This is a genomic window from Streptosporangium sp. NPDC049644 (assembly GCF_040675205.1).
In the GTDB taxonomy this organism is placed as follows: Bacteria; Actinomycetota; Actinomycetes; order Streptosporangiales; family Streptosporangiaceae; genus Streptosporangium; species Streptosporangium fukuiense.
Window position 1 is genome coordinate 110529 of the sequence record NZ_JBFAOJ010000017.1, and the last position, 23438, is coordinate 133966.

At 70.0% G+C, this 23438-nt stretch carries 22 protein-coding genes; 18 read left to right on the top strand and 4 right to left on the bottom strand.

Annotated features, from left to right (window positions below; all coding sequences use genetic code 11):
• Nucleotides 1-28: 28 nt before the first annotated feature.
• The 3 genes from AB0J58_RS13245 to AB0J58_RS13255 all read right to left on the bottom strand — a co-directional run bounded on the left by AB0J58_RS13245 (nucleotide 29) and on the right by AB0J58_RS13255 (nucleotide 2316).
• On the bottom strand, nucleotides 29-880 hold the full coding sequence (locus AB0J58_RS13245) for an ABC transporter permease (RefSeq protein ID WP_364214366.1): 852 nt from the start codon (nucleotides 878-880) through the stop codon (nucleotides 29-31).
• A complete protein-coding gene (locus AB0J58_RS13250) occupies nucleotides 877-1830 on the bottom strand; it encodes an ABC transporter ATP-binding protein (protein ID WP_364214369.1) in 954 nt (317 codons plus the stop codon). Before AB0J58_RS13250 ends, AB0J58_RS13245 begins: the two co-directional genes overlap by 4 nt.
• A gap of 99 nt (nucleotides 1831-1929) precedes the next feature.
• The gene (locus tag AB0J58_RS13255; protein ID WP_364214372.1) at nucleotides 1930-2316 is read right to left on the bottom strand and encodes a hypothetical protein; all 387 of its coding nucleotides are present in this window, start codon (nucleotides 2314-2316) and stop codon (nucleotides 1930-1932) included.
• 250 nt (nucleotides 2317-2566) lie between these two features.
• Here AB0J58_RS13255 and AB0J58_RS13260 point away from each other — a divergent pair, with 250 nt between their 5' ends.
• The 9 genes from AB0J58_RS13260 (at nucleotide 2567) to AB0J58_RS13300 (ending at nucleotide 10919) form a co-directional block, all read left to right on the top strand.
• Nucleotides 2567-3883: a cytochrome P450 gene (locus AB0J58_RS13260; protein WP_364214375.1), complete on the top strand. Its 1317-nt coding sequence runs from the start codon at nucleotides 2567-2569 to the stop codon at nucleotides 3881-3883.
• Entirely contained in the window at nucleotides 3880-4833 is a 954-nt protein-coding gene (locus tag AB0J58_RS13265; RefSeq protein ID WP_364214378.1) for a methyltransferase domain-containing protein, read from the top strand. The genes AB0J58_RS13260 and AB0J58_RS13265 overlap by 4 nt, the downstream gene beginning before the upstream one ends.
• Nucleotides 4830-5015, top strand: a complete 186-nt coding sequence (locus tag AB0J58_RS13270; RefSeq protein ID WP_343962748.1) for a hypothetical protein — start codon at nucleotides 4830-4832, stop codon at nucleotides 5013-5015. Before AB0J58_RS13265 ends, AB0J58_RS13270 begins: the two co-directional genes overlap by 4 nt.
• Nucleotides 5016-5414: 399 nt before the next feature.
• Complete coding sequence (locus AB0J58_RS13275) at nucleotides 5415-6224, top strand: FadR/GntR family transcriptional regulator (protein WP_364214381.1); 810 nt, start codon at nucleotides 5415-5417, stop codon at nucleotides 6222-6224.
• A 101-nt stretch (nucleotides 6225-6325) separates the two neighbouring features.
• Nucleotides 6326-7519: a 4-hydroxybenzoate 3-monooxygenase gene (locus tag AB0J58_RS13280; RefSeq protein WP_364214384.1), complete on the top strand. Its 1194-nt coding sequence runs from the start codon at nucleotides 6326-6328 to the stop codon at nucleotides 7517-7519.
• Between the two features lie 25 nt (nucleotides 7520-7544).
• The gene (locus tag AB0J58_RS13285) at nucleotides 7545-8591 is read left to right on the top strand and encodes a leucyl aminopeptidase (protein WP_364214387.1); all 1047 of its coding nucleotides are present in this window, start codon (nucleotides 7545-7547) and stop codon (nucleotides 8589-8591) included.
• Nucleotides 8592-8596: 5 nt separating this feature from the next.
• Nucleotides 8597-9397: an Asp/Glu racemase gene (locus tag AB0J58_RS13290; RefSeq protein WP_364214390.1), complete on the top strand. Its 801-nt coding sequence runs from the start codon at nucleotides 8597-8599 to the stop codon at nucleotides 9395-9397.
• Nucleotides 9394-10059 carry an isochorismatase family protein gene (locus AB0J58_RS13295; RefSeq protein WP_364214393.1) on the top strand — a complete coding sequence of 222 codons (666 nt, stop codon included), beginning with the start codon at nucleotides 9394-9396 and terminating at the stop codon, nucleotides 10057-10059. The genes AB0J58_RS13290 and AB0J58_RS13295 overlap by 4 nt, the downstream gene beginning before the upstream one ends.
• Nucleotides 10056-10919, top strand: a complete 864-nt coding sequence (locus AB0J58_RS13300) for an alpha/beta hydrolase (protein ID WP_364214396.1) — start codon at nucleotides 10056-10058, stop codon at nucleotides 10917-10919. The genes AB0J58_RS13295 and AB0J58_RS13300 overlap by 4 nt, the downstream gene beginning before the upstream one ends.
• Here the strand turns inward: AB0J58_RS13300 and AB0J58_RS13305 are convergent.
• Complete coding sequence (locus AB0J58_RS13305) at nucleotides 10894-11340, bottom strand: MarR family transcriptional regulator (RefSeq protein WP_364214399.1); 447 nt, start codon at nucleotides 11338-11340, stop codon at nucleotides 10894-10896. The genes AB0J58_RS13300 and AB0J58_RS13305 overlap by 26 nt on opposite strands.
• A 160-nt stretch (nucleotides 11341-11500) precedes the next feature.
• Between AB0J58_RS13305 and AB0J58_RS13310 the strand changes: the two genes are divergently transcribed.
• The 9 genes from AB0J58_RS13310 (at nucleotide 11501) to AB0J58_RS13350 (ending at nucleotide 23380) form a co-directional block, all read left to right on the top strand.
• The gene (locus AB0J58_RS13310) at nucleotides 11501-12553 is read left to right on the top strand and encodes a TauD/TfdA family dioxygenase (protein WP_364214402.1); all 1053 of its coding nucleotides are present in this window, start codon (nucleotides 11501-11503) and stop codon (nucleotides 12551-12553) included.
• A gap of 14 nt (nucleotides 12554-12567) precedes the next feature.
• Nucleotides 12568-14223 (top strand): gamma-glutamyltransferase, encoded by a 1656-nt coding sequence (locus AB0J58_RS13315; RefSeq protein WP_364214405.1) that lies wholly within the window; start codon nucleotides 12568-12570, stop codon nucleotides 14221-14223.
• Between the two features lie 273 nt (nucleotides 14224-14496).
• Nucleotides 14497-15828 (top strand): NtaA/DmoA family FMN-dependent monooxygenase, encoded by a 1332-nt coding sequence (locus AB0J58_RS13320; RefSeq protein ID WP_364214408.1) that lies wholly within the window; start codon nucleotides 14497-14499, stop codon nucleotides 15826-15828.
• 141 nt (nucleotides 15829-15969) lie between these two features.
• Entirely contained in the window at nucleotides 15970-16938 is a 969-nt protein-coding gene (locus AB0J58_RS13325; protein ID WP_364214411.1) for an ABC transporter permease, read from the top strand.
• Entirely contained in the window at nucleotides 16935-17795 is an 861-nt protein-coding gene (locus AB0J58_RS13330) for an ABC transporter permease (RefSeq protein ID WP_364214414.1), read from the top strand. The genes AB0J58_RS13325 and AB0J58_RS13330 overlap by 4 nt, the downstream gene beginning before the upstream one ends.
• Nucleotides 17792-18775 (top strand): ABC transporter ATP-binding protein, encoded by a 984-nt coding sequence (locus AB0J58_RS13335; protein WP_364214417.1) that lies wholly within the window; start codon nucleotides 17792-17794, stop codon nucleotides 18773-18775. Before AB0J58_RS13330 ends, AB0J58_RS13335 begins: the two co-directional genes overlap by 4 nt.
• The gene (locus AB0J58_RS13340) at nucleotides 18772-19803 is read left to right on the top strand and encodes an ABC transporter ATP-binding protein (RefSeq protein WP_364214420.1); all 1032 of its coding nucleotides are present in this window, start codon (nucleotides 18772-18774) and stop codon (nucleotides 19801-19803) included. Before AB0J58_RS13335 ends, AB0J58_RS13340 begins: the two co-directional genes overlap by 4 nt.
• Nucleotides 19800-21386, top strand: coding sequence for an ABC transporter substrate-binding protein (locus AB0J58_RS13345; protein WP_364214423.1), 1587 nt, complete (start codon nucleotides 19800-19802; stop codon nucleotides 21384-21386). Before AB0J58_RS13340 ends, AB0J58_RS13345 begins: the two co-directional genes overlap by 4 nt.
• The gene (locus AB0J58_RS13350; protein WP_364214426.1) at nucleotides 21383-23380 is read left to right on the top strand and encodes a DPP IV N-terminal domain-containing protein; all 1998 of its coding nucleotides are present in this window, start codon (nucleotides 21383-21385) and stop codon (nucleotides 23378-23380) included. The genes AB0J58_RS13345 and AB0J58_RS13350 overlap by 4 nt, the downstream gene beginning before the upstream one ends.
• Nucleotides 23381-23438: the final 58 nt, after the last annotated feature.

A 23438-nucleotide genomic window follows, 5' to 3' on the forward strand; every position in this document is an offset into this window, starting at 1 on the left:
TCAGTCTCCCTTGCGATCTCTTACCTGATCAGCGCACACGCGCGTTGCGCCAGCCGAACGTCAGCGCGGTCAGCAGCAGGCCGCCGACCGCCCACAGTCCGAGGACCAGCGCGATGCGGCCGAGCTCCCACCCGCCCGCCGGTTCCACGACGGTGAAAGCGTCCGGCAGGAACACCGAACGGAACCCCTGCGCCATCCACTTCACCGGGAAGAGCGCGGCCGTGTTCTGCATCCACTCGGGAAGCTGGTGAAAGGGGTAGAAAACCCCGGAGATGAACTGCAGCACCATGAACACCGGCGTCACGATCGCCGCGGCGGACCGGCTGTTCGGGATGGCCGCGCTGTAGGCGATCCCGGCCAGCGCGCAGGTGACGGTACCCAGCGTCAGCACCCAGGCGAGGGTGAACCAGCGGTGCGCGGTGCTCGGCCAGGGCAACCCGAACGCGGTCACCGCGATGCCGAGCAGCAGCACCGTCTCCACCACGGTGGTCACCACGACCTTGACCAGCTTGCCGATGAAGTAGGCGGGCTTGGGCATCGGCGTCATGGCCAGCCTGCTGATGAGGCCGGTGTCCCGCTCGATGGCGATGTTGATGGCCAGCCCGGAGAAGGCGGTGCTCATCACACCGGCGGCCACGATGCCCGCCATGAAGACCTGCCGGAAATCGGTCTGGGTGCCCTCCACCTTGCCGTCGAAGATCGCACCGAACACCACAAGCAGGATCACCGGAAAGAAAAGGGTGAAGACCAGGGACTGCCTGTTGCGGAAGAACGACTTCAGCTCGACCGACGATCGGGCGGCACTGGCCCGCCACAGTCCGGGCAGCAACCCCTCCCCGACTTCCCGGCCGGGGGCACGAACGGAATCGGTGACGCTCACTTGTTCTCCTCCGGCTGTTGTCGGTGCCGGTCGATGAGGTTGAGGTAGATCTCTTCCAGGGTGGGACGGTGCACGATCAGCTCGGGCAGCTCGGTCTCGGCCCAGGACGCCAGCAGGCTCACCAGCCGGGTCGGCTCCGAGGTCAGCACGGTGACCAGGTCACCCGCGCCCGTCGGTCCCGGTTCGAGCACCGCTCCACGGGGCAGCTCGGGAAGTTCCCGGCCGGCCAGCGACTCGGAGCGCCGGAAGGACACGGCGGCCGAGGTCGTCGCACGCCCACCCAGCTCGCCCGGCGGTGCGCAGGCCACCAGCCGGCCGCCCGCGATCACGCCGACCCGCGCGGCCAGCGTCTCGGCCTCGTCCAGGTAGTGGGTGGTGAGCACCGTGGTGCGGCCGCGGGCGGAGAAGAACCGCACCAGGTCCCACGCCTCGCGGCGGGCGACCGGATCGAGCCCGGTGGTGGGCTCGTCCAGAAAGATCAACTCGGGGTCGCCGATCACGCCGACGGCCACGTCCAGACGGCGCTGCTGGCCGCCGGAGAGCTCCGTGGTCCTCTTCTTCTCGTACGTTCCCAGACCGACCATGTCGAGCACCTGCGCGGGCGGCAGCGGCCTGGGGTACATGGCGGCGAACTGCCTGACCACCTCGCCCACGGTGAGATCGGGGTAGGCGCCGGTGGACTGGCCGACCACCCCGATACGCGCCCGCCATTCCCGTGGGTCCCTGGCCGGATCCTGGCCGAGGACCTCCACGTCTCCACCGCTCCGCCGTCGCACGCCCGTCAGTATTTCGACGGTCGTGGTCTTTCCCGCGCCGTTCGGCCCGAGCAAGGCGAACACCTCGCCGCGGTGTACCCGCAGGCTCAGATCGGTGAGCACCAGGTGCTCTCCATAACGCTTGTTCAGGCCGGTGACGGCGACCGGGTCGTTTTCCGCGGCGGCGGAAACCATCGACTTACTCCTCCGATGGAGACGGGAACGGGAACGGCATGGCGAATTTGGAGATCCAGCGTGTTCGGTGAATTCGGTGAATGCTGGAGACTCGGTGGATCAGGTGCAGCAGCAGCACGGGCAGCAGCAGTAGTAGCAGGCCTCGGCGGAGGCGGCGCCGGCCGCGATGTCGGACAGGTCGCCCTCGCTGAGCTCGGCCGCGTCGACCACCGGGGTCTCGGGGATGTGCAGCTCGTACTGGCCGGTCGCCAGGCCGACCTCCCAGAGGCCGACCTGGACGTCCAGGTTGCCCTCCTCGTGCCCCTCGGGGATGTGGCGCACGATGACGATCTCGGCGTCCTCCGGGATGGTCAGACCGGACTCGGCCAGCGCGGAGCGCGGGTCCGCGTTCAGCCGGGCCGCGTACTCCTCGTCCGACCAGGCGGTGATGAGGGTGCGGGTGTAGGCGTTGATGAATTCTGCCCGCTCCTGCGGTTCGAGCGCCATGTCATTCTCCCTCTGTTTGTTTACCGCTGCTTTCTGCGTCGGCAACTGAAAGGACTTTCGCATGGCCTGCGGCATATACCAAGACTTAAGTTATTCGCCGTTGATGTAAGTATTGATACCTTCATCAACGCAGTGTTACATTGGCAGCATGCCACAGTGCGGATGTGCTCATCAATGACATTCAATACGTATATCCGGTACTCGTGAATACGTATCGGAGATACTTAAGCACCGTTAAGCGGAGGCGTCGGTGACGACTATCGGCACGCAGCTGCCCCCGGGCCCGCCCGGCCCGGTGGACATGGAACGCATGCGTAGCGACCCCCTGGGGTTCGTGACCGGCCTGGCCCGGCGCTACGGGGACGTCACCGGCCACCACGCGAACGGCGAGCCCGTGTTCATGGCGCACCGCCCGGATCTCGCCCGGCACATCCTCAAGGACAACGTCGGCAACTACACGAAGGAGAACACGCCCGACGACCACATGCTCCGCCCGCTACTCGGAAACGGCCTGCTCACCAGCGACGGCGCGGAATGGGCCCGGCAGCGCCGGCTCTGCGCCCCGGCCTTCCGCCGCAGCGCGGTCGCCTCCTTCGACCAGATCATCACCGACGAGACCTCGGCGCTGCTGACCCGCTGGCGTGCCGCCGCGGAGACCGGCGCACCCCAGCCGATCGATCACCACCTCACCTCGCTGACCCTGTCGATCCTGACCCGCGCGGTGCTCGACGTGGACCTCGGCGCGGCGGGCGACGGGTTCGGCCGCGCGGTGGACGCCGTCAATCGCTTCATCGGCCACTACGTACCCGACCCCGATCCCGATCCGGCGGACACGAGCCGCCGCCGGCGGGAGTACGCACGCGCCCGCGCCCTGCTCGACATGATGACGCGCACCGTCATCGCCTCCCGCCGGGCCTCTCCCGCCGCGACCGGCACCCTGCTCGACACCATGCTCGGCGCCCTGTCCGACGCCGACCTCCGCGACCAGGTGCTGACCTTGATCATGGCCGGTCACGAGACCACCGCCAAGGCCCTGACCTGGACCTGCTACCTCCTGGACCGCCATCCCGAGGAGGCGGAACGCGTCCGGGCCGAGGTCGACCGGGTGCTGGGCGGACGCCCGCCCACGGCCGCCGACCTGCCCGACCTGCCGCTCTGCCGCCGGGCCGTACAGGAGGCGATGCGCCTGTACCCACCGGTCTGGCTGATCTCGCGCCGCGCGACCGGCCCCGACGAGCTCGACGGCCATCCGGTGCGGCCGGGCACGCTCGTCTGCGTCAGCCAGTGGGTCCTGCACCGCGACCCCCGCTACTGGGACCACCCGGATGCGTACGTACCCGACCGTTTCGACGGCGTCGACCTCCCGAGTCATCTGTACCTGCCGTTCGGCGGCGGCGAGCGCATCTGCATCGGCCAGCACCTGGCGCTGATCGAGGCGACGCTGGTCCTGGCGATGCTCTCTCAGTCGGTACGGCTGACGCTGGAACCCGGTTTCCCGGTGGAACCGGAGGCACTGGTGACGCTACGGCCGAAACACGGCATGCACATGATCGTGAGCCCCCGATGACCACTCTCCCCACACCCCCGCACCCCCCGGCCACCGTCACCGACCGTGGCACCGCTCTCGACACCCCGACCTCGTACGCGGGGCGGCCGGATCCCGTTTCCGCAACCCCGAACGCCGGTTCGTACAACCCCGCCACCACCACCGCGGGTGGGCTGGCGGGGGAGCTGGCGCGGCTGGAGGCGCAGGCGGAGCTCTCCTTCGACGAGGAGCTGAACCTGCTGCGCGAACTGGGCCTGACCGCGTCGGGCGGCCCGCTGGTCGAGATCGGCGCGGGATCCGGCGCGATCACCAGGCGACTGCGGCGGGCGCTGCCCGAGTTGTCACTGGTCGCCGTGGACATCGACCCGGACCTGCTCGCCCATGCCGAGGGCGCCGGCGCCGAGCTGATCGTCGCCGACGCCGCCGACCTGCCCCTGGAGACGGCGAGCGCGCAGTACGTACTCCTCAGGTACGTCCTTCAGCACCTTCCCGATCCCGCACCGGCCCTCGCCGAGGCCCGCAGGATCCTCCGCCCCGGTGGCCGCATCCTGGTCACCGAGGTGGACGCCTCCTGCTGGGGACTGGCCGACCCGGTCTACCCGGAACTGGTGGGAATCCACGCCAAGATGGCGGCGACCCAGCAGGCCGCCGGCGGTGACCGCACGATCGGCCGCCGCCTCACCCGCCTGCTCCGGGACGCCGGCTTCACGGAGGTCGCCCTCCGCCCGTTCGCCACCACCAACGACACCCGACCCACGGATGACTTCGCCCCCCACCTCGGCCCAGGACGGCTACAGCCGCTCGTGACCGCCGGAGTGTTGTCGCTCCGCGAGTTCGCCCTCGCCGCCGACCGCTGGAACCGGTTCCGCGCAGACCCCGACGCCTGGGTGATGCTCCTCGGGTTCACCGCAGCCGGTACCGCCCCCGACGCCTCTCAGAACGGCCGTCACCCCACCGAAGGAATCCAGTGAGCACCAACGTCAAGATCTTCATCACGATCTTCTGCTACATCAGCGCGGTGATGGGCCTCGTCACCGCCGTCATGCAGGCCAGCACCACCCCGCCCAACACCCCCGGAGCCATCGGTTCCGGAGTCGTCGGCGGCATCTTCCTGATAGCCGGAGTGGCCCTGAGCCGCAAACCCCGCTACTAGCACGGGACCGTACGCTTCTCGGCTGACCCGAAGGGCGACATGGTGTTGGTGCTCAACAGCGCCGGCAACGACGACGAGATGAGCGACTGAGCGCAACGGTGTGGCGCTCCCGGTCGACCCGCGGCCTGAGGGCCATCCTGTGGTCGCCCCGGACGCGCGCCTCGTGCGACTCCTCCAGGGCCAGGAAGGAGCCTGCCCAGGTGGGAGCGGAGTGAGCCGCCCTGTCTCCGTGCGGAGTCCAGGTGGGTCCTCGCGGTGCGGGGGAGGACGTGGAGGCTGTTCTGCCCGAGCGCGGGTTTGACAATGCGCCGCCGGCAGGCTTACCGTTCGAACGGTATAGAGGTAGAACCTTTTTACCTGACGGTTACGGCGCAACGCCTTTTGGTAACAGTCATGCCGTTGGATGAAACCACCGAGGGCGGCACCCGCCGGGCCTCGCCGGGGGAGGATGCGCACGTGATGTCGAGGAACCGGCCCGAGACGGGCCCGAGCTTCCAGCAGGTGACCTCCGCGCGGGTCTCGCGGCAGGTGGTGCAGCAGTTCCAGCAGATGATGCGCGACGGCTTGCTCAGCCAGGGCGACCGGCTGCCGTCCGAGCGAGAGCTGGCCGAGCAGTTCAACGTCAGCCGCAACTCGGTGCGGGAGGCGATGCGTGAGCTGGACCTGCTGGGGCTCGTCGAGAGCAGGCACGGTGAGGGCACGTTCGTCCGGCTGCCCACTCCGTCCCAGCTGATGGCGCCTTTCCGGGCCGTGATCGAGCTGTCGACGCCCGCGGTGGACTCGGTCATGGAGTTTCGCATGGTGTTGGAGCCGAGCGTCGCGGCCTTGGCGGCGGCCAATCTCACCAGGGCGGGCAAGACGCAGTTACGGGAGGCGCTGGAGGCGTTCGAGCGCGTGGTCATCGACGGCGGCCCGGTCGAGAAGGTGGACGCGGACTTCCACCTCGCGGTAGCCCGGGCCACCGAGAATCCCGCGATCGTCGCCGTGCACAGTGGCGTCTACGAGCTGCTGCACGGGATGCGCAGCCGTCTCGGCCGCTCCAGCTACCACCCCCACGACCGGCTCGTCGCCGGACACCGAGCTCTGTTTGATGCGATCGTCTCCCGTGATCCCGAGCGAGCGACTCAGGTGATGCGCGAGCACCTCGGGGACGTCGCCGCGGACCTGGCGCTCGCCCGGGAGCCGGAGGCGGCCCTGCCCGCCGACTGACCATCCGGGCGGTGGCCGGGCCACCGCCTCAGCCATCAGAGGTAGAACCACTGATCCAGTTGTGCGCCGCGTAACCGGAGAAGAAGAGGACCAGGAGCGAGATGCCACAGGAGACCACCACCCGCGTCGTGATCGTCGGCGCCGGACCTGCCGGGCTGGCCCTCGGCAACCTGCTGCACGCCCGCGGTGAGCGCTGCGTCGTCGTCGACAAGTTCGACCGAAGGCAACTGCTCGGCCGGGCCCGCGCGGGCCTGCTCGAGTACCGAACCGTCGCGACGATCGAGCGGATGGGCCTGGCGAAGCGGCTCTTCGCGGAGGGGCACAGGCACACCGGCTGTGAGTTCCGTTCAGCCGGGCAGCGGAGCTACACCGACTTCGCCGAGCTGTACGAGGGCCGCTCGCACCACGTCTACCCACAGCAGGAGGTCGTGGCCGACCTGCTCGCGGGCCTGGTCGAGGCGGGCGGCGACGTCCGGCTCGGCGTGGCGGCGGAGCGAATCGTGGCCGGCGAGGACGGCGTCCGGGTGCATCTCGCGGATGGCAGCACGGTGCGCGGCGAGTTCCTCGCCGGCGCCGACGGTCAGCACGGCGTGACCCGGGCCAGTGTCCCCGAGGGTATCGCCACCGAGTACGAGATGCGGCACGAGTTCCAGTGGCTCACCCTCCTCGCGGAGGCGGCGCCGTCGGCCGATTGGACGATCTACGCCCAGCACGAGCGCGGGTTCGCCGGGCACCTGCTGCGCAGCGACAGCGTCACCCGCTTCCACCTGCAGGTCCCGGTCGGTGACGCCGTGGAGGCCTGGCCCGACGAGCGCGTCTGGACCGAGCTGCGCGCCCGTCTCGCCTACCCCGGCTGGACCCTCAACGAGGGTCCGGTGATCAGCAAGAACATGCTCGACATGCGCAGCCGGGTAGTCGAGCCGATGCGGTTCGGCCGGGTCTTCCTGCTCGGCGACGCCGCCCACATCATCAGCCCGTCCGGTGGCAAGGGCATGAACCTCGCCGTCGCGGACGCCGTGGAACTGGACCGCGTGCTCGCCGGCTTCGACGAGGCGGGCGGCGCCGACCTGTCCGCGCTCGACCGTTACAGCGAGCGCAGACTGCCCGACATCTGGCGTGCGCAGGAGTTCAGCCACGCTCTGCTGCACATGATGCACACCTACGACTCCACCACCCAGGACGCCGCATTCCGCCAGCGCCTGCAGCAGTCGCGGCTCTGGCAGCTCACCCAGTCCGAGGCGTACGCGACGAGCTTTGCCCGCAGCTACATCGGGCCGCTCCCGATCATCGGCTGACCTGACCGAACCCGAAGGAGGAGACATGGACCAGAACCTGTTCAACGAGATCTGCCTGAAGCAGTTGACGTTGTCGGGGGTCAACGAGGATGAGACGGTCGCGGTGCTGACCCGGGGGGAGGAGCGTGCGGAGTACGCGGCGGCGTTCATGTGGGCGGCGCAGAAGCTGGGCGCCGCGACGTTCCACCTGCGGTTGCCCCCGCCGGCGTCGGCGTCCGGGGCATGGGCGGTCGGGGACTCCGGGCTAGGCGCCAACCCTCGGGCGGTGGAGGCACTGAAGAGCGTGGACATGCTGGTGGACTGCACGTTCCTGCTGTTCAGTCCGGAGCAGTTCGCGATCCAGGCCGCCGGCACCCGCATCCTTACCGCCGTCGAGCCCGCCCCGCTGCTGGCCCGTCTGATGCCCACGAAGGAACTGCGGGAACGAGTCGAGGTCGGCGCCGAGCTTCTGGCCAAAGCGAGGTCGATGCGGATCACCAGCCCGCACGGTACCGACGTCACCTACCGGCTCGGCGTCTACCCCACGATGAGCGAGTACGGCTACACCGACCAGCCCGGCCGATGGGACCACTGGCCCGCCGCGTTCGTGTTCACCGGCGGCGCCGACGACGGCGTCGACGGCAAGATCGTGCTCGCCCCCGGCGACGTGCTGCTGCCGTTCAACACCTATGTCCAGACCCCCGTCGAGATCATCGTCGAAGCCGGGTTCATCCGAGATATCCGCGGCACCGCCGGCACCACCGGCCTCGACGCCGACCTCCTAACGTCCTACATCGAATCCTTCGACGACCCCCGCGGCTACGGCATGTCCCATGTCGGCTGGGGGCTCGACGAACGGGCTCACTGGCACGGCCTGACCCGGTTCAGCGGCGGCATGGGCATGGAGCTGCGCTCCTTCTACGGCAACGTCATGTTCTCCATCGGCCCCAACAACGAACTCGGCGGGCCCAACGACACCGCCTGCCACTTCGACATCCCCATGCGCGGCTGCTCGCTGTACCTCGATGACGAGCTAATCGTCGACGCAGGCGAACTCACCGTCCCCGAGATGCGCCCCACCGGCGGCCGGTGACCGCCATGACGACCACATCGACAAGCATCGGGGCGCCGGTCCGTACCCATCACATCGGGATGATCGTGCCCAGCTCGAACCTCACCATGGAAACCGAGCTGCCCGCCATGCTTCGCGCCCGCGAACAGGTCGACCCCGCCGACCGGTTCGTCTTCCACGCCGCCCGCGCCCGTATGCGGCACGTCACCCCCGAACAACTCCGGGCGATGAACGCGCAGGCCGAACGAGCCGCGGCCGAACTGGCCGACGCCCGTCCCGACATCGTCACCACCGCCTGCCTCGTCGCGATCATGGCGCAGGGCCCCGGCTACCACTGCGCCGCCGAGGATGCGATCACCGCCGCCCTCCGCGCCGAAGGCGCCACCGCACCCGTCATCTCCTCCGCCGGAGCGCTCCTGTCCGGCATCACCGCGCTCGGCGCGAAACGGGTTGCGATTCTCACCCCCTACCTCAAACCCCTTACCCAGGCCGTCGTCGACTACCTCGAGGACGCCGGGATCGAGGTCGTCGACTCCCTCTCCCTCGAAGTCCCCGACAACCTCGCCGTCGCCCGACTCGACCCCGCCGACCTCCGGACCCACTACCGGAAGCTCGACCTCACCCGGGCCGACGCCCTCGTCCTGTCCGCCTGCGTGCAGATGCCATCACTACCCACCATCCAGACCGTCGAGAACGAGACCGGAATCCCCGTTCTGTCCGCCGCCACCGCCACCACGCACCGCATCCTCACCACCCTCGGCCTCACCCCCCATGTCCCCGACGCCGGCCATCTTCTCAGCGGGAACGTGCCCGGGGTGGCGGCGTGAGCGGCCTGCACGGGGTGGCCGTCGACAAGGTCTACGCGGCCGCCGGGTTCGGGGCCGCCGTCCCGCGGGGACATCGGCCCGCGATCGTCGTCGTGGACCTCAGCCGCGGCTTCACCGAGGACCGCTTCCCCACCGGGGCCGACCTCTCCACCGTCGTCGCGGCGACCGCGCGGCTCATCGAGGCCGGCCGGGCCGCTCGGCTCCCGACGGTGTTCACGACGATCGCCTACTCTCCCGCCGAGGCAGCGGGCGACGCGGTGGCCTGGCTGCGCAAGGCGCCCGGGATGCGCGCGCTGATCGAGGGCGGCGAGGCGGCCTCGCTCGACCCGCGGCTCCCGGTGACCGCGACCGACCACGTCGTCGTCAAGAAGGGGGCATCCGCGTTCTTCGGCACGACACTGGCGGCGACACTGACGGCGGCGGGTTGCGACGCCGTGCTCGTCTGCGGCGCGACGACCAGCGGATGCGTGCGCGCGACCGCGGTGGACGCCGTGCAGTCCGGGTTCGACACGCTCGTGGTGCGCGAGTGCGTCGGCGACCGCGCGACCGGCCCGCACGATGCGGCCCTGTTCGACCTGCAGGCCAAGTACGCCGACGTCGTCGGGCTGGACGAGGTGCTGGCGCACGTGCGCGGGCTCGCCTCTACGGAGGTGACGGCATGACCGGACGAACACTGTCCCAGCAGGCCCTGGCCGACCTCGCCGACATGCCCGCGACCGGGCGCTGGGTCCGGTCCGGCCGGTTGCGGCTGCACGTCCTCGACTACGGCGGAGACGGCGTGCCGGTCCTCGTGCTGCCTGGGATCACCACCCCGGCGGTCGGGATGGACTTCGTCGCGCGCCGGCTCACCGACCTCGTGCACCCGCTCGTCCTGGATCCGCGCGGCCGTGGCCTCTCCGACGACGGCCCCGCCTCGACGGAGGTGTACGCCGACGACGTCGAGGCCGTCGTCGCCGGGCTCGGACTGGATCGGCCGGTGCTGCTCGGGCACTCGATGGGCGCCCGGATCGCCGCCGTCACCGCGGCGCGCCGGACGCTCCCGTTGCGCGGCACGCTGCTTGTCGACCCGCCGATGAGCGGGCCGGGCCGCGGACCGTACCCGACCACCCTGGAGGCGTTCCTCGACCAGCTGACCCAGGCCCGGCTCGGCACGACGGCCGACGAGGTCGCCCGGTCCTGGCCACGGTGGCCCCGGCGCGAGCAGGAGCTGCGGGCCCGTTGGCTGGCGAGTTGCTCCGCCGATGCCATCGCCGCCACCCACGCCGGCTTCGAGGAGGAGGATTTCTTCGCCGTCTGGCCCGCGGTCCCCGCCCCGGCGACGCTGCTGTACGGGGCGGAGAGCCCGGTGGTCACGGCCGCCGGGGCGGCCGAGGCCACCCGGGCCCGTCCGGACGCCGCGGTCGTCGCCGTCCCCGGCGCAGGGCACATGGTCTTCTGGGATGCCCCAAAGGCGGCGCTGGAGGCGACAAGGGAGGCGCTGGCGCCGTTCCGCACCGTCAGCGGGACGGCTCCGCCGACCTGAGCAGCGGGACCACCCGCTCGCGCAGTGCCCGTAACGCCTGCCGCAGCTCGGTGATCTGCTGCTCGTCCGGCTCGCCGATGAGGCGCACGGCGAGCTCGGTCATCTGTGCGTCGGCCTTTGTGAGCGCGGCCCGGCCGGTGTCGGTGAGGCTGAGGATGAACCGTCGCCCGTCCTCAGGATCGCGGGTGCGGTGCAGCAGCCCGCGCTGCACGAGCAGGTCAATGCTCTGCGAGATCGCCGCGAGGCTGATCGTGGCCTGCTCGTAGATCGTCGTCGCCGTGACCTGGCCCTGGTCGATCACCCGGAGCAGCCGGTACTGACGGGAGGTCAGAGGAGGCTCCAGGGCCGCCAGCGTCTCGCGCTCCAGCCGTGAAACGAGCGCCGCCACCCCCAGCAGCTCCTCGCTGTCGATACCCGTCACATTCCATCCTTTCCTCGCGGCCTGTCCGTCTCGTCAAGTGCTGACGATCAATTTACCTAGAAACTTAAGTGCCTTGACTACTTTATTTCCCGACCGTAACGTTCATTTCGCCATCGGACATTTCACATCTGGCCGACACTGGCCGGAGGAAGGTGCTGTCATGCGTTTGCCCATGCCTGCCGAACCGCTGGACATCCCCGCCGCCTGGGTAGGCCGAGACACCCAGGACCAGCCCGAGCTGTGGACCTACGAGTTCACCGAGCGCGATGTCAAGGAGCTGCTCGCCGCCACCGAGCGGGTCACCGAGCTCGGACTGGATCTGGCCGAGATCAACCCCCGCAACTTCCTGCTTGCCGGCCTCGGCCCGACGCTCAAGGCGGTGGCGCTGCAGCTGAGCCAGGGGCTGGGCGTCATGCTGCTCCGCGGGCTGCCGATCGCCGGGCTGCCCATCGACGTCGTCGAGAAGATGTACTTCGGACTCTCCACTCACCTGGGCATTCCCGTCGCCCAGAACGCCAAGGGCGACCTGCTGGGCAACGTGCGGAACGAGGGCGCGAGCTACGGACGGACGGTCCGCGCGTACCAGTCCAACGTCCCGCTCACCTACCACAACGACTCGACCGACGTCGTCGGACTGGCCTGCGTGCGTCCGGCGAAGAGCGGCGGGCTCAGCCGCGTCATCAGCGCGGTCAACCTGCACAACACGCTCATGCGAGAGGCCCCCGACGCCCTGCGGACGCTCTACGACGAGCCGAGCTACTTCAGCTGGAAGGGCGAGGAGCCCGCGGGTCAGCACCCCTACTACTGGGCGCGGGTCTTCAGCTACTACCAGGGCCAGCTGACCACCTGCTACTCGAACAGGCTCATTCTCGAGACGCAGAAGCACTATCCCGACGTGCCGCCGATCTCGGACGCGCACCGCGCCGCACTCGAGACCGTCGAGGAGATCGCGGCGCGCCCGGAGATGTGCCTCGACATGGACTTTCGGCCCGGTGATATCCAGTTCCTCAACAACTTCCACGTCTGGCACAGCCGGACCGGGTTCGAGGACCACGAGGACCCGGCGCTGCGGCGGCACCTGCTGCGCATCTGGCTCGCCGAGTACTCCCCGCGGCAGGTCTCGGTGGCGAGCACCAACCGCACCGAGCAGCTCGCCGAGCACGGCAGACTGCCCCGCCGTCGTGTCTTCGACGTCCCCGCCTTTGCGGAGTGACGGGCGGTTCCCCGGTGTTCACCAGCTACCCCCCCGGCGTCGTCGGGCCGAAGGACGTGGCGACCGGCCGACAGGCGATGGTGTCGAGCCAGAACGTCGCCGTCACGGACCTGATGCTCGACGTGCTCCGACAGGGCGGGAACGCGGTCGACGCCGCGATCGCCGGGTCGATGCTCCAGGCGACGGTCTCGCAGGAGATGACCAACCACGCCGGCACGATCACGGTGCTGTTCTACGAGGCGGCCACCGGCCGGGTGCACGAGCTGAACAGTTGCGGGACGATCGTGCCGGACCTGCCGCCCTTCCGGCAGGTCCCGGTCGGGCGCGGATTCTACGCCGTGCCGCCGGGGCCGTTCGCGGTCGTCCCGGGGTTCATGCCGGGCGTCAAGGAGCTCTACACGCGGTTCGCCACGCGGCCGTGGGCCTCGCTGGTCGAGCCGTCGGCGGCGGCGGCGCGCGAGGGGCACGTCGTCTCCTCCTTCGAGCACTACGTTGCCGCCGACATGCACCCGTACTTTTCCTTCACCCCGTCCGGGCGCCGGCACTTCGCACCCGGTGGGCGGGTGCCGCAGGTCGGCGAGCGCTGGGCCAAGCCCGAACTGGCCGACACGCTTGACCGCCTGGCGAAGGAGGGGCCGGACGACTTCCTCACCGGGCGGTGGGCCCGTGACTTCGTGACCCGGGCGAACGAGGTGGGCTGGCACATCACCCTCGCTCACATGACCGCCGTCCCACCTCGCTGGGGCGAGGGCACCCGGTTCCGGCACGGCGAGCACGAGATCGTGCAGCTGTCGCCGCCGCAGATGCAGGCCCCGTTCTGCAGCATCGTGCTGGGGATCCTGCGAGAGCTGGACGTCGTCGGGCTGGGGCACTTCGCCGAGTCGGCCGAGTCCGCCTACTACCTCGCCCACGCCCTGCGCCGAGCGAAGATCGACATTGGTCATCTCAACGACCCCCGCGTCTTCGAGGATCCCACCGAGATCCTCATGGACCCGGACTATCACCGCACGCTCGCCCGGCTGCTACGCGGCAGCCGGCCACGCACGAATCTCAGCGGGCACGTCGAGGTCACCGCGGGGCCCGCGCACCTGCTCGCGCCCTACACCGCGCCCGAGTACACCGACAGCTGCGAGATCAGCATCGTCGACCCCTACGGCAACTGGCTACAGATGATGAACACGATGTCCTGCAGCGGGATCCCGGGCGAGGTGGTCGGCGGAGTGCCGATGGCCGGCTGCCAGGGCAGGACCAGCCTGAACGCCGCGCACAACATCAGTGGCTGGTTCACCGGCGGCGGGCACGTACGCTCCGTCATCGGGAACACGCTGGTGCTCAAGGACGGCGCGCCGGTGCTCGCCCTCGGCACTCCGGGCAAGGTGGACGCGACGATCCCGCAGGTGTTGTCGAACATCCTCGACTTCGGCATGCCGCCCGAGCAGGCCGAGGCGGCGCCGCTGATGATGCCGCTCGACGACGACTACGTGCTGCGGGTGGAGAGCCGCCTTCCCGACGACGTCATCGATGGTCTGCACGCGTTGGGCATCCGGGTCGATCCCATGGAGGCCTTCAACTGGCACATGGGCTCGTTCGAGATGTCGTGGGCCGGCGCCGACGGGACGCTGCACGGCTGCTCAGGCCGGCGCCGCGAGGGTAAATCGGCCGGATTCTGAGCGGGTTTCCAGGAGGACACGGATGATCCACGAGGTGGGGCGGCGCGGCTACGTCCCGGCAGGGGAGAGCGCGGATGTGAGACGTTCAGAGGTAGAACCTTTTAACCAGCTACTAACACAACGACGTCCGACTGTCACAACAGCCGCGTTGACTAGGCCGTACGCCGCCGGAGCAGGCGGTACGCCCCGGGACGAGCCCGGCGCGACACAGCCGGAGCACCGCACGGGCAGACCGGCAGGCCGGCCGCGGCGGACGGGAAAGGTGTGGAACACATGACAGCGACGCGCAACCCGCGCGGGACGGAGATGCGCCTGGGGCTGTTCCTGGGCCGGTCCGACGGCTTCTGCGAGTGGCTCGGCCCGCGCAGTCAGGCGGAGGAATACCATCGACTCTCCTACAGCCGCGACCTCGCGGCACTCGCCGAGCGCGGCCGGTTCGACCTGGTCTTCCGGGCCGACGGGCTGGAGATCAGCCCGTCGAAGCTGGGTCGCAAGGCGATGTTCGGGCTGGAGCCGCTCGTGCACCTGGCCGCCCTGGCCGGTGTCACCGAGCACGTCGGACTGGTCGGGACGCTCAACACGACCTTCAGTGACCCGTACGTGTCGGCCCGCCAGTTCGCGACGCTCGACCACCTCAGCGACGGGCGCGCGGGCTGGAACATGGTGACCACCCCTGGCTCGGTGAAGAACTTCACGAACAAGGAGGTGCTCGCCCACAACGCCGCCTACGACCGGGCCGAGGAGTTCGTCCGGCTGGCCGAGGCACTGTGGACGAGCTGGGAGCCGGACGCGCTGGTGGTCGACCGCGCGGCGCAGGTCTTCGCCGACGGTTCGAAGGTTCATCCGGTGCACCACCGCGGCACGTACTTCGACGTCGAGGGCCCGCTGAACATCCCGCGAAGCCCGCAGGGCCGACCGCTGCTCGCCCAGGCCGGGATCTCCCCGGTCGGCAAGGACTTCGGCGCCCGGCACGCCGACATCATCTACACGGTGGCGTTCCGCAAGGATATCGCCCGGTCCTACTACGACGACTTCCGCTCCCGGGTGGTCGCCGCAGGCCGTGACCCGGAGCACGTGCTGATCATGCCCGGGGTCAAGGTCTACGTGGCGCCGACCCGCGCCGAGGCGATCGAGATGTACCACGAGCTGGCCCGCGGCATCGACGTTCCGTCCGGATTGATCCAGACCGCGGATGCGATGGGCGGGGTGGACCTGTCCGGGCTGGACCTGGACGATAAGGTACCGACCGAGCGGCTCGACGTGATCGGCGGCAGTCAGGCTCAGCGCGGCAGGCCGGCGATGCTGCGCGGGCTGGCCCGTGACGAGGGCTACACGGTGCGCCGGCTGATGGAGCTCGTACTGAGCACCGCGGGCCACGGCGCGATCGTCGGCTCGCCCACCGACGTCGTGGACCACTTCGCCGACTGGTTCGACGACCACGCCGCCGACGGATTCAACATCCTCCCCTCCAACGAGCCGGACGGCGTGCGGATGTTCGTCGACGAGGTCGTCCCGATCCTGCAGGAGCGCGGCTACGTCAAGACCCAGTACCGGGAGGGGACGCTCCGGGACAAGCTCGGGCTCCCACCCGCTTATCCGGCCTGAACCGCCGGACGCCACTCCATCACCACGAACCCCCCGCCGCCGCGTGCGGACGACCCGCCGGGTCGACCAACGACAGGGAAGGAGGCCAATGTGCGGGCCTCTAAAAGGCCGTCCCCGACCGGGGGCAGCGCCACATTACCGATGGCGATCGTCAAACGGGTCGTCTACGTCGTCCCTCTGCTGCTCGGCGTCGTCAGCCTGACCTTCGTGCTGCTGCAGCTAGCGCCAGGTGACATCGTCAGCGCGAGCGTCGGCGATTTCCCCGCCTCGGAGGAGTACCTCGCCGAGCGGCGCGCGGCGCTCGGGCTCGACAAGCCCGTTGTGCTGCAGTACCTGCAGTACCTCGGCAGCGTGTTCCAAGGCGACCTGGGCTACTCCTTCGCCAACCGGCAAGCGGTGCTCCCGCTCGTCCTGGAACGGCTCGGCGCGACGGTCCTGCTGATCGTGACGGCCACCGCGATCGCCGTCACGATCGGCATCCCGGCGGGCATCCTCGCCGCGACCACCCGGCGGCGCGCGCTCGACAACAGCGTGAACGTCCTGGCCCTCGTCGGCTTCAGCGTCCCGGCGTTCTGGCTGGCCCAGATGGCACTGCTGGCCTTCGCGCTCAACCTCGGCTGGTTCCCGACGCAGGGGATGACGACCATCGGCGTCCCCGGCGGGACGTTCGCGTCCGTGCTGGACGTCGCCTCCCACCTCGTCCTCCCGGCCTGCGTTGTGGCGGTCCCGGAGACCGCGCTGATCGCCCGGATCACCCGGACCACGGCCAAGGGCGTGCTCGACTCGGGCTACATCCTCACCGCGGTCTCCAAGGGGCTCACGCACCGCGCGATCGTACGCCGGCACGTCATACGGAACTCGTTGCTGCCCACGGTCACCGTTCTCGGCTACACGTTCGGGACGTTGGTCGGCGGGTCCATCCTCGTCGAGACCGTGTTCGGCTGGCCGGGCATGGGCAGCCTTCTCTACCAGGCGATCCTCAACCGGGACACGTCGGTCGTGCTCGGCACCGTCGTCGTGGTCGCGGTGCTGACCCTGCTGGTCAACGTCGTCACCGACATCGTCTACGGGATCGTCGATCCCCGGATCCGGGAGGCGACGTCGCTGTGACCGTCCTGCAGGAACGTTCCACCGTGGCCGCACGGCCCTGGCTGCGGCTGCCTCGCGCCACTCTTCTGACCGCGACCGCGGTGGGCTGTGTCGTGTTGTTCGCCCTGGCCGGGTTGCTGGCGCCGATCGTCGCGACGCACGACCCGTTCGCGGTCTCACCCGACATCCTTCAGTCGCCGTCGGCGGCCCACCTGCTGGGCACCGACGAGCTCGGCAAGGACATCTTCTCCCAGCTGGTACACGGCGCGCGGGTCTCACTCACCATCGGGCTCGCCGCCGGGCTCGGCTCACTGCTCATCGGCCTGGTCGTGGGCGGCATCGCGGGCTACGCCGGCGGCACCGTCGACTCCGTGCTGATGCGGGTCGCGGAGGTCTTCCAGATCCTGCCCGCGATGATCGTGGCCCTGGTGATCGTCGCCGTCATCGGGCGCGGGACCGGGCTGACGGCGGTGGCAGTGATCGTCGCGCTCTGGCCACAGGCCGCGCGCATCGTCCGCGGCCAGTACCTGCAGCTACGCGGGGCCGAGTTCGTCGACGCCGCGCGGCTGGCGCGTACCCCCGCGTGGCGCGTCATCTCCGTCGAGATCTTCCCGGTGGCGTTCCCGCCCGCGGGCGTGCAGGCCGCCCTCGACGTCGGGCGCGGGATGTTGCTGGAGTCCAGCCTGAGCTTCCTCGGGCTCGGCGACCCGAACAGCGCGAGCTGGGGTGCCGTGCTCCGGCGTGCCCAGCCGTACCTGGGCGAAGCCTGGTGGTTCAGCATCCCCGCCGGCCTGTGCGTGGTGCTTATGGTCCTGTCTTTCAACATCATCGGTGACGCGTTCAGCAGCAGCGGCACCGCGGGACGGAGGTCGCTGTGAACACAGCGGACGGCGGCGCTGTGACGGCGTCCGCGCCGCCGGTCGTCGAGGTGCGGGGGCTGCGGGTGACGATCTCGCCGCGCGGCGGGCGGCCGGTCGTCCCGGTGCAGGATGTCGACCTGCGCATCGGGCCTGGCGAGGTCGTCGGCCTCGTCGGCGAGTCCGGCTCGGGGAAGACGATGCTCGCCCGCGCCGTCGCCGGCCTGCTGGCACCGGGTCTGCGGCCGCGCGTCGAGGGCAGCATCCACGTGCTGGGCCATGAGCTCGGCTCCGCGTCACCGGCCGAGCGCCGCGCGACGCTGCGAACGGACCTGTCCTACGTCTTCCAGGACCCGAACGCGCACCTCAACCCCACCATGCGGATCGGGGACCAGGTCGCGGAGGTGGCCGGCCCGCACGGCAACCGGGTGGAGGAGCTGTTCCGCTCGGTGGGGCTGCCCACGACGGCGGAGTTCGCGCGCCGGTACCCGCACCAGCTCTCCGGTGGGATGAAACAGCGGGTGGTCATCGCGTGCGCGCTGGCGAAGGACCCCGGCGTGATCATCGCCGACGAGCCCACCACCGCCCTCGACGTGACGATCCAGGCCCAGGTACTGCGGCTGCTGCGGGAGCTCGCGACCACCCGTGAGGTCGGGATCCTCCTGGTGTCGCACGACCTCGCGGCGATCAGCCAGTTCTGCGACTCGGTCGCCGTCATGTACTCGGGGCGGATCGTGGAGGACGGGCCGACCGCGGCCATCCTGCGGACGCCCCGGCACCCGTACACGAAGGCGCTCATGGGGGCGCTGTTCGACATCCACGCACCGGAGCGCCGCCCCGTGGCGATTCCCGGCTCCGTCCCCGCGCTGGAAGACCCCCCACCCGGGTGCCGGTTCGGTCCGCGGTGCGGCCACCGGACCGCGAGCTGCGAGCAGGAACCCGAGCTGATCGACGCCGGGTCCGGACGCCGGTCCCGTTGCTGGAACTGGGAGCAACTGTGACGACCACCCCCTCACCGACGCCGCGAGGCCGTGACCCGGCAAAGGACAGGCTCGACTTGGACGGCGTGTCGGTGCTGTTCCGCACCGGGTCCGGGCGCCGGCACCAGCAGGTGACCGCGGTCGACGAGGTGGACCTGACTTTGCGACCGGGCACGATCACCGCGCTGGTCGGCGAGAGCGGCAGCGGGAAGAGCACGCTCGGGCGGGTGGCCTGTGGGTTGCAGGCCCCGACGTCGGGGACCGTCAGCCTGGGCGGCGCGCCCACCACCGGGCCGGGGCTTGGCGGCGCCGTACAGATGATCTTCCAGAACCCGGCGGCGTCGCTGAACCCGAAGATGACCGTCGGCCGGATCCTCCGGTACGCGGCTCGCCAGGCGGGGGTCAAACGCGACCTCGTCCACGGCGTCGTCGAGGCCGCCCTCACGGAGGTGGGCATCGACCCGCCCGAGCGCTACCTGGGCCGGCATCCGCACGAGCTCAGCGGCGGGCAGCAGCAACGGATCGCGATCGCCCGCGCGCTGCTGCACCGCCCGCGCTTCCTCGTCGCCGACGAGCCCACCTCCGCCCTCGACGTCTCGGTCCGGGTTCAGATCATCGATCTGCTCCACGACGTCCAGGCCCGGCACGGCACCGGGATCCTGTTCATCACGCATGACCTGTCGGTGGTCCGGGCGATCGCTGACCGGATCGCCGTGGTCTACCTCGGCCGGATCGTCGAGAGCGGGACGGCCGACGAGGTCTTCGCCCGGCCCGCACACCCGTACACGAAGGCGCTGCTCGGCTCCACCCCGAGCCTCACCGCCACCGGAGACGCCGAACTGCTGCACGGCGAGCCCGCCAACGCCGTGGAGCGTCCCACCGGCTGTCACTTCCACCCCCGGTGCCCGATCGCCGAGTCGCCCCGGTGCGTGGACGACGATCCCGCGCCGGTCGTGCTGGACGGCACGCACACCGCCCGATGCCACCTGGCAGGCATTCCCCTTGCCATAGCCGACTCGAATCCTGTTGAAGCGAGGAGAAACTCATGAGGTCAGCACGACTCCGCATGATCGCGGTGGTCTTGTGCCTGGCTCTGGCCGGATGCGGCGGAGCCGGCACGAGCAGCGCCCAGGACGACGTGTTCGTCGTCGCGATCACCAAGCAACCGCCACACCTCATGCGCATGTTCCTCGGTGACGCGACCGTCGGGCTCGTCGGTCTGGCGATCTCCGAGTCCCTGGTCACCGTCAACCGCGAGAACGAGGTCGAACCGCAGCTCGCGAAGTCCTGGGAGCAGCCGGACGACAAGACCTACCGCTTCCATCTGGTCCCGCAGGTCACCTGGCACGACGGTAAGCCGTTCACCTCGGCCGACGTCGTCTACAGCCTCACCGAGGGGCTCGGCGTCAACCCCTCGACGGCCTCGCTCAAAGCCATGATCGACTCCGTGAAGGCCGTCGACGACCTCACCGTCGACGTCGTCCTCAAGAACCCGTCGGGCGCCTTCCTCGCGATGCTCAACCCGATGAGCATCACGATCCTGCCCAAGCATGTCTACGAGGGCACCGACCTCATGTCGAACCCGGCCAACCGGGCTCCGGTCGGCACCGGGCCGTACAAGTTCCAGTCCTGGGAGGGCAACCAGATCACGCTCGTGCGCAACGACGCGTACTGGGACGGCAAGGCGGCGATCCCCACGGTCGTGTTCTCGGTGTCGGCCGACCCGAACGCCCGCGCGCTCGCGCTCAAGAACGGTGACATCGACTACATCAACTCCTTCGACCTGCCATACGAGGCGCTGCGCCAGCTCCAGAACACCGACGGCATCACCCTGGACACCGGGCGGGCCTCCACGTCGATGCAGCAACTGCAGTTCAACATGCGCAACCCGGTGCTCGCCAAGCCGGAGGTACGCAAGGCGCTGTTCTCGGCGATCGACCGGAAGTTCATCTCGCAGACCGTGTTCGGCGGGCTCTCCCCCGCCGGGACCGCCGCGCTGCCCGCCGACCACTGGGCCAACTCCGGCGAGGTCGACTACATGCAGGAGTTCCCCTTCGACCCGGTGAAGGCCGGGGCGGCGCTCGACGCCGCCGGGTACCCCAAGGACGCCTCGGGCAAGCGGTTCCCCATGACCCTGCGCTTCGACACCGGTATCCCGGGGTCGGAGCGCACCGCCGAGGTCATGGCGGACAACTGGCGCTCCATCGGGGTGGACGTCACCGTGATGGCCGACGAGCGCGAGGTCTTCACCGACGCGGTCTACGCCAAGCACAAGTTCGACGCGTTCATCATCAACATCGCCGCCGGTGCCGACCCCGCCATCGGCCTCTACCGCCGCTATACCTGCGACAACGGGCAGAACGCCGTGTTCGGCAACGCCTCGGGCTACTGCAACAAGGCCCTCGACGAGCTCTTCGCGCAAGCCAACGCATCCAACGACCGGGCCGAGCGCACCAGCCTGTACGCCAAGGCGCAGCGCGTCATCGCCGATGACCTGCCGGTCGCCACGACGATCCAGGTGCAGTACACCGACGCCATCCGTACCGAGTTCGGCGGCAAGGAGGGCTTCCTCAGCCGTGGAGAGGTTGTCATGCTCGACTGGAACGCTCTGACCCCGGCGGCCGCGAAATGACCGCGAGCAGCACCGGGGGCCACACCCCGGACAGGGAGCAGCGCTACCAGGACCTGCTGGCCTTCGCCGACCACGTCCACGGCGGCGAGGTCGACCCGGTCTGGATCGGCGACCACGTCGGCTTCACCGAGGGCGGCGTGCACCACCTCGTCGACTGTGGCGACGGCAGCCGGACGACCGTCCGTGAGCTGGGACCGGGCGACGTCGTGACCGGCAAGCGGGTCCGGCGGGCCTACAAGATCGGCCGGCCGGACGTGTTCGAGGCGCCCTCGCCGTGCGGGCGGTTCTTCGCCGGCGAGACCGGGCCGAACCTGAGCGTCCGCTGGGCAGCCGACGACCGCGGCGAGCCGCTCACAGCCGACGGCGTGGACGGGCACCGGTGGGACGTCAGGGGCGCGGCCTGGTCCCCGGACGGGTTGCGGTTGCTGGCCCGCAAGGTGGACACCACCGGCATGGACCGGCTGCACGTCATGCACTGGCTCAAGCCGAACAGCGAGGTGGAGGTCATCCCCACCGGCAACGTCGCGGGCCGACTGGAGGACGTCTCGCTGCATGTCGTGCACCGCGTCTCGCGGCAGGTCGTGCGCATCGACAGCGGGCCGGAAATCGAACAGGACCTGCGCCCGCTGGGCTGGAGTACCGACGGTCGCGAGCTGTACTACCTGAAGACCAATCGGTACCGGAACCCGTTCGTGCTCATGGCCGCGGACCCGGAGACCGGCGCGTCGCGGGTCGTGCACGAGGAACGCTCCTCGACCTGGGTCTCGTTCTGGGAGAAAGGGATGTCATGCCACCTGCTGCCCAGCAGGTCCGGCTTCCTCTGGCTCGCCGAGCGCGACGGGTGGGCGCACCTGTACCGGCACGACATGACCGGGCGCCAGGTGACCCGGCTGACCGAGGGCGAGTGGCCGGTCACCGGGGTGGCCGGCATCGACGAGGCCGGCGGTTGGGTGTACTTCACCGCGCACGTCGATTCCAAGCGGCCCTACGACACCCACCTGTGCCGGGTCCGGCTCGACGGGACCGACCTGCAGCGGCTCACCGACGAGCCGGGCACGCACCGGGTGCGGCTCTCCCCGGCCATGGACGCGTTCGTCGACACGCACTCCAGCGTGGACCGGCCTCCCGCGTCGGACCTGCGCCGGGCCGACGGGTCGCTGGTGTGCAGGCTCTCCCGGGCACGGGTCGAGCTGCCCGCCGGGGTCACCTGGCGGGCGCCGGAGGAGTTCACGGTCCTCGCCGCCGACGGCGAGACGGAGCTGCACGGGCAGCTCTACCTGCCGTCCGACTTCGACCCGGCCCGGTCCTACCCGATCATCGACTCGATCTACGCGGGCCCGAACAGCGCGTACGTGCCCACACATCTGCTGGACGCCAACGGGATCCAGTCCCGCGCCCTGGCCGAGCTGGGGTTCGCCGTGGTCATGGTCGACGGCCGCGGCACGCCGGAACGGTCCAAGGCGTTCCACGACGTCGTGTACCGCAACTTCGGGCGGCACGAGATCCCCGACCACGCGGCCGTGATCAGGCAGCTGGCCGCGAGCCGGCCGTATCTGGACGCGTCGCGGGTGGGGGTGTACGGGCGCTCGTTCGGCGGCTTCTTCACCACCCGGGCGCTGCTCACCGCGCCGGACGTGTTCCACGTCGGTGTCTCGATCAATGGCAACTTCGAGTTGCGCGAGGGCAGTCCAGGACCGGTCGAGTGCGTCATGGGCCCGCTCGCGGACAATCTCGACGGTTACGACTTCGGGTCGAACCTCGCGCTGGCCGATCGGCTGGAGGGCAAGCTGCTGCTGATCCACGGCACGTCCGACATCAACGTGCCGTTCTCGGCGGCGATGAAGGCGGCCGAGGCGTTCACCCGTGCCGGGAAACCCTTCGACTTCCTGCCCGTCAACGAGCAGCCGCACCACTTCAGCGGGCTGCACAGGACCTACCTGAGCATGGCGCTGGCCCGCTACTTCTGCGAGCACCTCGGTGTCGATGCCCTCTGACCCGGGCGAGCGCGGCGGGTCGGCGGACCTGCCGCGCGCGCCGGGGGCCGGGCGCCCC

Bases quoted from the DNA above. Each gene is read 5' to 3' on its own strand.
- AB0J58_RS13285 (WP_364214387.1), top strand. From the start codon at position 7,545: ATGGACCAGAACCTGTTCAACGAGATCTGCCTGAAGCAGTTGACGTTG.
- AB0J58_RS13300 (WP_364214396.1), top strand. From the start codon at position 10,056: ATGACCGGACGAACACTGTCCCAGCAGGCCCTGGCCGACCTCGCCGAC.
- AB0J58_RS13255 (WP_364214372.1), bottom strand. From the start codon at position 2,316: ATGGCGCTCGAACCGCAGGAGCGGGCAGAATTCATCAACGCCTACACC.
- AB0J58_RS13350 (WP_364214426.1), top strand. From the start codon at position 21,383: ATGACCGCGAGCAGCACCGGGGGCCACACCCCGGACAGGGAGCAGCGC.
- AB0J58_RS13280 (WP_364214384.1), top strand. From the start codon at position 6,326: ATGCCACAGGAGACCACCACCCGCGTCGTGATCGTCGGCGCCGGACCT.
- AB0J58_RS13290 (WP_364214390.1), top strand. From the start codon at position 8,597: ATGACGACCACATCGACAAGCATCGGGGCGCCGGTCCGTACCCATCAC.
- AB0J58_RS13345 (WP_364214423.1), top strand. From the start codon at position 19,800: ATGAGGTCAGCACGACTCCGCATGATCGCGGTGGTCTTGTGCCTGGCT.
- AB0J58_RS13250 (WP_364214369.1), bottom strand. From the start codon at position 1,830: ATGGTTTCCGCCGCCGCGGAAAACGACCCGGTCGCCGTCACCGGCCTG.
- AB0J58_RS13310 (WP_364214402.1), top strand. From the start codon at position 11,501: ATGCGTTTGCCCATGCCTGCCGAACCGCTGGACATCCCCGCCGCCTGG.
- AB0J58_RS13325 (WP_364214411.1), top strand. From the start codon at position 15,970: ATGGCGATCGTCAAACGGGTCGTCTACGTCGTCCCTCTGCTGCTCGGC.
- AB0J58_RS13265 (WP_364214378.1), top strand. From the start codon at position 3,880: ATGACCACTCTCCCCACACCCCCGCACCCCCCGGCCACCGTCACCGAC.
- AB0J58_RS13320 (WP_364214408.1), top strand. From the start codon at position 14,497: ATGACAGCGACGCGCAACCCGCGCGGGACGGAGATGCGCCTGGGGCTG.